The organism is Mycobacteriales bacterium, from assembly GCA_035504215.1.
In the GTDB taxonomy this organism is placed as follows: domain Bacteria; phylum Actinomycetota; class Actinomycetes; order JAFAQI01; family JAFAQI01; genus DATAUK01.
Genome location: DATJSI010000031.1, coordinates 1 through 9129 on the forward strand (window position 1 = coordinate 1; position 9129 = coordinate 9129).

Genomic DNA, 9129 nt, shown 5'->3' on the forward strand with positions numbered 1-9129 from the left:
CGTGGCAGGCTGGCGCCGTGCAGACTCCTGACCACGCCACCCTGCCGCCGGCCTTCTTCGCGCCGGGCAGCTCGTTCAGCGACTTCCTGGCCCAGCATGCGCCCGAGCTGCTGCCCGGACAGCGCGCCGTCGCCGGACACGGGAGCACGCCGATCGAGGCGCCGCATGGAACGACGATCGTCGCCGTGACGCACACCGCTGGCGTCATCCTCGCCGGTGACCGCCGAGCCACGATGGGCAGCATGATCGCCCAGCGCGACATCGAGAAGGTCTTCCAGGGCGACGAGTTCTCCGCCGTCGGCATCGCCGGCACTGCTGGCGTCGCGGTCGAGATGGTCCGGTTGTTCCAGGTCGAGCTCGAGCACTACGAGAAGATCGAAGGGGTCACCCTCAGCCTGGAGGGCAAGGCCAACCGGCTCGCGCTGCTGATCCGCAACAACCTTCCGATGGCGATGCAAGGACTGGGTGCCGTGCCGCTGTTCGCCGGCTACGACCTGGAAGCGGACTCGCCGACGCAGGCCGGCCGGATCTTCTCGTATGACATGACCGGCGGCCGTTACGAGGAGCACAGCTTCCACTCCGTCGGGTCCGGCAGTGTGTTCGCGCGCGGTTCCCTGAAGAAGCTCTACCGCGACGACTTCGTGGAAAGCGACGCCGTGCTCGCCTCCGTACACGCGTTGTACGACGCCGCGGACGACGACAGCGCAACCGGTGGACCCGACCTCACGCGGCGGATCTACCCGGTGATCGCGGCGGTGTCGGCGGACGGGTTCCGCAAGCTGAGCGAGGAGGAGGTCGCCGCCGTCACCGAGCAGGTGGTCGCCGAGCGGATGACCAGTCCGGGCGGCCCGTCGGCTCCGCTCCGCTAACCTGACCGACTCGACGAGAAAGGCAGCCTGACCGCCGTGACGATGCCCTTCGGGTATGTCTCACCCGAGCAGATCATGAAGGACCGGGCCGACTACGCCCGCAAAGGCATCGCCCGCGGTCGCGCCGTTCTCGTGATGAGCTATGCCGACGGCATCCTGTTCGTGGCGGAGAACCCCTCCACCGCACTGCACAAGATCTCGGAGATCTACGACCGGATCGCCTTCGCGGCGGTTGGCAAGTACAACGAGTTCGAGAACCTGCGCGTCGCCGGCGTACGCATGTGCGACCTTCGGGGCTACTCCTACGACCGTCGGGACGTCACCGGGCGGGCACTCGCCAACACCTACGCGCAGATTCTCGGAACGATCTTTTCGAGCGGCGGCGAGAAGCCGTTCGAGGTCGAGATCACCGTGGCGGAGATCGGCGAGACCGCGCAGGAGGACCAGCTCTACCGGCTTACCTACGACGGCAGCGTGGCCGACGAGCACGGCGTCGTCGTCATGGGTGGGTCGGCGGACACGATCGGCGCCGCGCTGCGCGAAGGGCATCGCGACGACATCCCGTTCGACGAGGGCCTGCGGTTGGCGGTCCGCGCGCTCGGCGCGGCGGACACCGAGACCACCCGGACCATCTCGGCCGAGCAGCTCGAGGTGGCCGTGCTGGACCGAACGCGGCCGCGACGCACGTTCCGGCGCTTCACCGACGCCCAGGTCGCGCCCCTGCTGCAGTCGTCCTGAGTCCGCCGTTAGGCGCTGCCTGCGGGAGATTCGCTGCGGGGGCCCATAGTCTGAACTCGTGGACCGGCGGATTTTCGGCCTCGAGAACGAGTACGGCGTCACCTGCACGTTCCGCGGTCAGCGCCGTCTCTCGCCGGACGAGGTCGCCCGCTACCTGTTCCGCCGCGTGGTCTCGTGGGGCCGCAGCAGCAACGTCTTCCTCAAGAACGGCGCCCGGCTCTACCTCGACGTCGGCTCGCATCCCGAGTACGCGACACCCGAGTGCGACGACATCGTCGAGCTGATCACCCACGACAAGGCGGGGGAGCGGACCCTCGAAGGCCTGCTGATGGATGCCGAGCGACGGCTGCGTGAGGAAGGCATCGCGGGCGACATCTACCTGTTCAAGAACAACACCGACTCCGCCGGCAACTCCTACGGATGTCACGAGAACTACCTGGTCGGCCGGCACGGCGAGTTCAGCCGGCTGGCCGACGTACTCATCCCGTTCCTGGTGACCCGGCAGATCATCTGCGGCGCCGGCAAGGTGCTGCTCACGCCGCGCGGGGCGGTCTACTGCGTCAGCCAGCGCGCCGAGCACATCTGGGAAGGCGTCTCGTCGGCGACCACACGGAGCCGCCCGATCATCAACACGCGCGATGAGCCGCACGCCGATGCCGAGCGGTTCCGAAGGCTGCACGTCATCGTCGGCGACAGCAACATGTCGGAAACGACCATGCTGCTGAAGATCGGTACGACCGACCTCGTGCTGCGGATGATCGAGGCCGGTGTCGTGATGCGAGACCTGACGCTGGAGAACGCGATCCGCGCGATCCGCGAGGTCAGCCACGACATCACCGGCCGCCGTACCGTCAAGCTGGCCAACGGGCGTGAAGCAAGCGCGCTCGACATCCAGCAGGAGTACTTCGTGAAGGCGCGCGACTTCGTCCAGCGACGCGGTGGCGACGCCACGACCAACCACGTGCTCGAGCTGTGGGAGCGGACGCTGAAGGCGGTCGACACCGGCGACCTCGGCCTGGTCGACCGCGAGATCGACTGGGTGATGAAGCACCAGCTGATCGAGCGTTACCGGCACAAGCACAACCTCGCGTTGTCCTCGCCGCGGGTTGCCCAGCTCGACCTCGCCTATCACGACGTCAGCCGGCGGCGAGGCCTGTACTACCTGCTGGAGGGACGCAACGCGGTCGAGCGGGTCACGACCGACCTGAAGATCTTCGAGGCGAAGTCCGTGCCGCCGCAGACCACCCGCGCCCGCCTGCGCGGCGACTTCATCGCCCGAGCCACCGAGAAGCGTCGCGACTTCACCGTCGACTGGGTGCATCTCAAGCTCAACGACCAGGCGCAGCGCACGGTGCTCTGCAAGGACCCGTTCCGCGCCGTCGACGACCGCGTCGAGAAGCTGATCGCCAGCATGTAGCCCAGGCCGGCCAGCTGCGGCTAGGGCAGGAGACCTGCAGCGTGCCGGCCGGCTGCCGCGCAGGCGAGGAAGTACGCCGGATCGTCGTCGAGCCCGCGGCCCATCGTGGACAGCTCCACCGGGCTGGTGCGAAGCGCCGCGTCGAGGCCGGCCACGTCGATCTCGACCAGCCGATGTGGTGGCGACAGCGTCGCAGCGGCCCGGCGGACCGTGGCACCGAACTCACCGGGGAGCAGCGGCAGGGCGACGTCGGCGGGATGCACCGCCACCCGGCCGAGCGAGGTCAGCGAGTGGTGCGAGACGCCGCGATGGCGTTCGCGAGGATCGACCGCGCTGACCCGAAGCGCGGCGACCGGGCGTCCGCCGAGCGTTGCGGTCGCGTTGACCGCCTCACCGGATGCCACCCCGCTGAAACCCCACCTCGTGCCGGTGCCGAGATTGCCCGGCCCCTGCGTCACGATCGCGACGTCCGCGCCCAGCACCAGCCGCGCGGCGAGCAGCCCGGTGTGCGTGGTCACCGCCTCGACATCACCGCCGTACGCCTGGCCGACCGTGACGCAGGCGGCCAGCCAGCCGGCGTCCCGCAGTGCCTCCACCGAGGTCGACAGGCCGAGTGGCAGCGCCCCGCCGTCCGTCATGACGTAGACGACCCGAGGCGCGGCGCCGGCGGCACGCAGGCCGGCGAGCACCGCCGGTAGGGCCGAGTGCAGGTCGGCCACCACGACGGGCAGGCCGGCGAGGTCGTCCGCGTCGCGCAGCCGGTCGTGGTCGGGGGAGTCCTGCTCGTCGACCGCGAGGACGGTGGCCTGCAGCGGGGTGTAGCGCGCCTTGACGATGTGCCCCGGCTCGGTGCGGTCGGGCGGAAGCCGGTCCGGGATCGCGACGACGAGCGCGAAGCCGCCAGTCCCGAGGTCGAGGGCGGCCGCGGTCGTGTTGAGGAGCACCCGGTCCCCGGGCCGCGGCGAGCCGACCAGGTCGGCGTAGGCAAGCGCCGCAAGCTCGCCGTCGGCAGTCGCGACCCGCAGCTCGACCGCGCCGGCGCGGATCCGGGTGAGCTCGAGCACCCGTCCGTCGCGCCAGCGGATCACGGATCGCGACCCTACGCCGCCGACACCCCGCGGCAGCGTCCGACCGGCCGGGTTCGGGAGGTAGCGTCATCGCTCGTGGCGGCAGAACGGACCGAGCGGCTGGTCAACCTCGTGATCTGCCTGCTGCACACGCGCTCGTTCATCACCGCCGAGCGGTTGCGCGAGATCATCCCGGGCTACAGCGACGCGCGGTCCGACGACGCGTTCAAGCGGATGTTCGAGCGCGACAAGGAGGATCTTCGAGACCTGGGCATTCCGCTCGAGACCGGCACGATGACCGGCTGGGAGGACGAGATCGGCTACCGGATCGCCCGCAACGACTACGCGCTCCCCGACATCACCTTCGAGCCGGACGAGGCGGCGGCCGTCGCGCTGGCCGCCAGGGTCTGGTCGTCGGCCGCGCTGGGCGGACCGGTGACCCGCGCGCTGCGCAAGCTCGAGGCCACCGGGGTCGAGATCACGCCGATGCCCGAAGGGCTCCAGCCCGGTGTCGGCGCCATCAGCGGGGCGTTGCCCGCCGTCGACGAGGCGACCAGGGCCGGACGTCGAGTGAGCTTCGACTACCGCGGCGCCTCCGACAGTGAGGCCAGCCGCCGGCTGGTCGAGCCGTGGGGAGTAGTGCGCTGGCACGGCCGCTGGTACCTCGTCGGGCATGACGTCGACCGCGACGCGCCTCGGGTGTTCCGGCTGTCCCGGATGATGGGCGACCCAAAGGCGGAGGGCCCACCGGGCGCGGTCGTCGTACCCGAAGGGGTCGACCTGCCCGCACTGGTGTCGGAGAGTGACGTCCCCGGCAACGAGGTGTTCGCGCGGGTCAAGGTACGACGCGACCGCGCGATCGGCCTGCGCCGGCAGGCGGTCGACGTCGCCGACGGCGGCGACGGCTGGGACGTCCTCTCCGTGCCGGCTCCGGACGCCCAGCGGCTCGCGGACCAGGTGCTCGGCTACGGTCCCGACGCGATCGTCGAGGCGCCGGCCGAGGCGCGCGAGGCGGTCGTGCGTCGCTTGGAGACTCTCGTGGATGCGCCGTGACCGGCGCGACCGACCACCTGCCACGGCTGCTCGCGCTCGTCCCGTGGCTGCTCGCGCACCCGGGCACGCCGGTCTCCGACGTCGCTCGGGAGTTCGGGGTGAGCGAGGAGCAGCTGCGCGCCGACCTGAACCTGCTGTGGATGTGCGGGCTGCCCGGCTACGGGCCCGGCGACCTGATCGACGTGACCTGGAAGGGTGACCGGGTCACGCTCAGCAACGCCGACGAGATCGCGCGCCCGTTGCGGCTCACCGCCGAGGAGGGCCTCGCGCTGGTGGCGGCGCTGCGGATCGTGTCCGAGGAGCCGGGCATCGTCGAGCGCACCGCGATCGACCGGGCTCTGGCCAAGCTCGAGGCCGCCGCCGGCGCAGCGGCGGGCACCGCGACCGAGCGGGTCGTCAGCGCACCGTCGAGCGACAGCGACGCGCGGGTCGTGGCGACCGCTACCGGCGCGCTCGCTCGCGGGAAGCGGTTGAAGATGCTCTACTGGGTGCCGGCCCGTGACGAGGCAACCGACCGCGAGGTCGACCCGCTGCGCCTGTTCACCACCGACGGCCGGGCCTACCTGGCCGGGTGGTGCTACCTCGTCGATGACCTGCGCACCTTCCGGCTCGATCGGGTGCTGGAGATCTCAGTCCTCGACACCGCGGTCGACGTCACCGACGAGACCCGCCGGCGGGCGCTGGGCGCCGGGCTGCTCACCCCGGCTGCGGACGACCGGCTGGTGACCTTCTCTCTGGACCCGAGCGTGCGCTGGTTCGCCGACTACTACCCGTGCGAAGCGGTCACCGAGCGTGGCGACGGCGGCCTGATCGTCCGCCTCCGGGTCACCGACGACGCCTGGGTGCGTCGGCTCGCCCTCGGCCTGGCCGGGCGCGGCCGGGTGATCGATCCGCCCGAACTGGCGGACGAGGTGCGCGATGTCGCAATTGCAACGCTTTCCGCCTACCGCCGGTAGCACAACCGGACTAATGGCCGTGGCAAACGGCCTTCAAGCCGTCGTGAACTCCTGCCGAAGCATGACCTACATCAAGCAGCCCGCTTGGCGAGGACAGGGAGGGACGGCAGCCATGACCACAATCAAGGCTTCGTGCCCCAGCTGCGGTGAGGTAGAGCTCACCAGCGGCGACATCTCCCTGCGGGTGTGCAGCCACGGTCCGCTGTCGTACTACTCGTTCATCTGCCCCGAGTGCGAGGAGTCGGTGCGCAAGCCCGCCGACGACCACATCGTCTCGCTGCTGATGTCCGGTGGGGTGCGCGCCGAGGTGTGGGAGGTGCCGGCCGAGGCGATCGAGCCCAAGCCCGGCCCGACGCTCACCTACGACGACCTGCTCGACTTCGTACTCCAGCTGGACCGCGACGACCTGCTCGCCGCTCGCGCCACCGCTTCCGCTCACCGCTGAGCCACCCGCCGCTTGCGGCACGAGGCGCGGTACGGCTGTTTACACTCGCCGCATGGCCGGCTGGATTGCGTTCTACGTCGGCATCGGCGTGCTGGGGCTCGCCGTGCTCGCCGGGTTGGCCTTCCGGCTCTGGCGCCAGGTCAGACAGTTCGCTCGCGATCTGAGCGCGGCTGGCGCGAAGATTACGGCGGTTACTGACGAGTTGGCGCGAATCGCGCCGCCGAACCGCTGACCCAGTTCCCGCGAAGTACACTCGGGACGTCGATCGAGAGGAACTCTCATGGGCGAGTTCGGGCCGTGGCATCTGCTGATCGTGGCCGCCGTGTTCGTGCTGCTGTTCGGTGCCAAGAAGCTCCCGGATGCGGCCCGATCGCTGGGCCGCTCAGCGCGCATTCTCAAGACTGAGCTCAAGGACCTGCACGACGACGACGGCACCAAGGCCCAACCGGTGCAGCAGGCCGCGCTGCCGGTTGCCCCCGCAGCGCCGGTCGCTCCGGCCGTGACTTCCGACCCGCCGCCGCAGCCAGTAGCCTCCGGCGATCAGTCGCCTCCGCCGCAGTAGTCAATCTCCGGGGCAACGCCGGTGAAGATGCCCCGCCCGGCGCGGGCACGAGCCGGGCGCACGCCCGACGGCCGGATGACGCTGGCCGAGCACCTCACAGAGCTTCGCCACCGCGTCATCGTGTCAGTGGCAGCGGTGCTCGTGACGACGATCGTCGCGTACATCTTCCACGCTCACATCATGCACTTCGTGACCCATCCCTACTGCTCGCTGCCGGTGCGCTACCGGTTGGTCAAAAACCGCTGCACGCTGGTCGTCGGCGGGGTGCTGGACCCGTTCACGGTCACCTTGAAGGTGGCGTTGTACGCCGGCGTGCTGGCGGCGTCGCCGATCTGGCTCTATCAGATCTGGCGGTTCGTCACCCCCGGCCTGTACACCCACGAGAAGCGCTGGGCCACCGGGTTCGTGGCGTCATCTGTCCTGCTGTTCGCCATGGGCGCTGCCTTCGCCTACCTCACCCTGCACAAGGGTTTGCGCTTCCTGCTCGGTTTCGCCACGGGCGGGCTCACCCCGCTGTTGAACTTCAACAGCTACCTGTCGTTCGTCGTGGCAATGATTCTGATCTTCGCGGTCTCCTTCGAGCTGCCACTACTGGTGGTGATGCTGAACCTGGTGGGTATCGTCTCGGCGCAGCGGCTACGCCACCACTGGCGGGCAGTCATCTTCGGGATCTTCGTGTTCGCCGCAGTCGCCACCCCGAGCCAGGATCCGTTCACCATGAGCGCGCTGGCAGTGCCGATGTGCCTGTTGTACGGCGTGGCGGCGGGCATCGCGACCGCGCACGACCGCCGGGTGGCGCGCCGCCCGTCGACCATGTACCCGGACCTGTCCGATGACGAGCTGGCGCCGATCGACGACGAGCCGGCGGTTCCGTGACGCCTCGTGCCCGGTGACCGAAGCGAGTGGCGAGGGGGAACGACCGAGGATGGACATCGCGCTACTGGTCAACCCGACCGCGGGCAAGGGGCGGGCTCGCGCCGTCGTCGCGCACGTCGCCGGGCGGTTCCAGGAGGCCGGCGCTGACGTCAGCATCCTGGTCGGTCACGATGCCGACGACGCGCTCCGGCTCGCGCGCAGGGCGGTCGAGAGCGGCTGCGATGCCCTCGTCGCGCTCGGCGGAGACGGGATGGCGCATCTTGCCGTCAACGCCGTCGCGGGCACATCAACCCCGCTCGGCATCATCCCGGCGGGCACCGGCAACGACCTCGCGAAGACGCTCTGCCTGCCGTTGAAGGATCCGGTCGCCGCCGCCGGGCTCATTGCCGAACGTCTCTCCGGTGCCGGCGCCTGGGCGATGGACGCCGTACGCGTCGGCGACCGGTGGTTCGGCTGCGTGCTCGGAGCCGGCTTCGACTCGCGGGTCAACGACCGGGCCAACCGGTTGACCTGGCCCCGCGGGCGCGCCCGCTACAACCTGGCCATCCTCGCCGAGCTCAGGGTGTTCAAGCCGCTGCCGTTCCGGCTGCTCCTCGACGACGGCGAGCCGTGGGAGACCGAGGCGATGCTGGTCGCGCTCGGCAACGCCAAGTCCTATGGCGCAGGCATGCTGGTGTGCCCGGACGCCGACCTCACCGACGGCCTGATCGACGTCACAGTGCTCGGGCCGGTCAGCAAGCCCGAGTTCCTCAAGACCTTCCCGAAGGTCTACAAGGGCACGCACACCAACCATCCCGCCGTGACGACCCGGCGAGCCGAGAAAGTCCGGCTGGAAGCCGACGGGGTGACGGCGTACGCCGACGGCGAGTATCTCGCCGAGCTGCCGATCACGGCGGAGTGCGTGCCGGGCGCGGTGCAGATCCTCGCCTGACGCCGCAACCTAGTCTGGACTCATGGCCAGCCCCGCGCAGCGGTACGCCGCGGCGCGACGCCGGGGCGACTATCCCGCGCTGGCCGACTTCGCCGCCGGCTACGACTTCGAGCTCGACCTGTTCCAGCGCGCCGCCTGCGAGGCCCTCGAACGCGGCCACGGAGTGCTCGTCGCCGCACCGACCGGAGCGGGCAAGACGCTGGTAGGGGAGTTCG

The 9129-nt window shown here is 70.1% G+C and carries 12 protein-coding genes; 11 read left to right on the plus strand and 1 reads right to left on the minus strand.

Annotation, left to right across the window (positions count from 1 at the left end):
- The first annotated feature begins 17 nt into the window (after window positions 1–17).
- The 3 genes from prcB to pafA are packed head-to-tail and all read left to right on the plus strand — an operon-like array spanning window position 18 to window position 3024.
- Window positions 18–869 carry a proteasome subunit beta gene (prcB, locus tag VME70_02975; protein ID HTW19158.1) on the plus strand — a complete coding sequence of 284 codons (852 nt, stop codon included), beginning with the start codon at window positions 18–20 and terminating at the stop codon, window positions 867–869.
- 36 nt (window positions 870–905) lie between these two features.
- Window positions 906–1607, plus strand: coding sequence for a proteasome subunit alpha (gene prcA / locus VME70_02980; GenBank protein ID HTW19159.1), 702 nt, complete (start codon window positions 906–908; stop codon window positions 1605–1607).
- Between the two features lie 58 nt (window positions 1608–1665).
- A complete protein-coding gene (gene pafA, locus VME70_02985; GenBank protein HTW19160.1) occupies window positions 1666–3024 on the plus strand; it encodes a Pup--protein ligase in 1359 nt (452 codons plus the stop codon).
- Window positions 3025–3044: 20 nt separating this feature from the next.
- On the opposite strand, the gene VME70_02990 is transcribed toward pafA, so the two are convergent.
- Window positions 3045–4112, minus strand: coding sequence for a DUF3866 family protein (locus tag VME70_02990; GenBank protein HTW19161.1), 1068 nt, complete (start codon window positions 4110–4112; stop codon window positions 3045–3047).
- 75 nt (window positions 4113–4187) lie between these two features.
- Between VME70_02990 and VME70_02995 the strand changes: the two genes are divergently transcribed.
- The 8 genes from VME70_02995 to VME70_03030 form a co-directional block, all read left to right on the plus strand.
- Window positions 4188–5144: a WYL domain-containing protein gene (locus tag VME70_02995; GenBank protein HTW19162.1), complete on the plus strand. Its 957-nt coding sequence runs from the start codon at window positions 4188–4190 to the stop codon at window positions 5142–5144.
- Window positions 5141–6100, plus strand: a complete 960-nt coding sequence (locus VME70_03000) for a WYL domain-containing protein (GenBank protein HTW19163.1) — start codon at window positions 5141–5143, stop codon at window positions 6098–6100. Before VME70_02995 ends, VME70_03000 begins: the two co-directional genes overlap by 4 nt.
- Window positions 6101–6212: 112 nt before the next feature.
- Window positions 6213–6545, plus strand: coding sequence for a hypothetical protein (locus VME70_03005; protein HTW19164.1), 333 nt, complete (start codon window positions 6213–6215; stop codon window positions 6543–6545).
- Between the two features lie 52 nt (window positions 6546–6597).
- Window positions 6598–6777, plus strand: a complete 180-nt coding sequence (locus VME70_03010; protein HTW19165.1) for a hypothetical protein — start codon at window positions 6598–6600, stop codon at window positions 6775–6777.
- A gap of 48 nt (window positions 6778–6825) precedes the next feature.
- Entirely contained in the window at window positions 6826–7107 is a 282-nt protein-coding gene (tatA, locus tag VME70_03015) for a Sec-independent protein translocase subunit TatA (GenBank protein HTW19166.1), read from the plus strand.
- Window positions 7108–7134: 27 nt separating this feature from the next.
- Window positions 7135–7983, plus strand: a complete 849-nt coding sequence (gene tatC / locus VME70_03020) for a twin-arginine translocase subunit TatC (protein HTW19167.1) — start codon at window positions 7135–7137, stop codon at window positions 7981–7983.
- Between the two features lie 49 nt (window positions 7984–8032).
- Window positions 8033–8914, plus strand: coding sequence for a diacylglycerol kinase (locus tag VME70_03025; GenBank protein ID HTW19168.1), 882 nt, complete (start codon window positions 8033–8035; stop codon window positions 8912–8914).
- A gap of 22 nt (window positions 8915–8936) precedes the next feature.
- On the plus strand, window positions 8937–9129 hold a 193-nt coding region (locus tag VME70_03030; GenBank protein HTW19169.1), incomplete at its 3' end, for a hypothetical protein.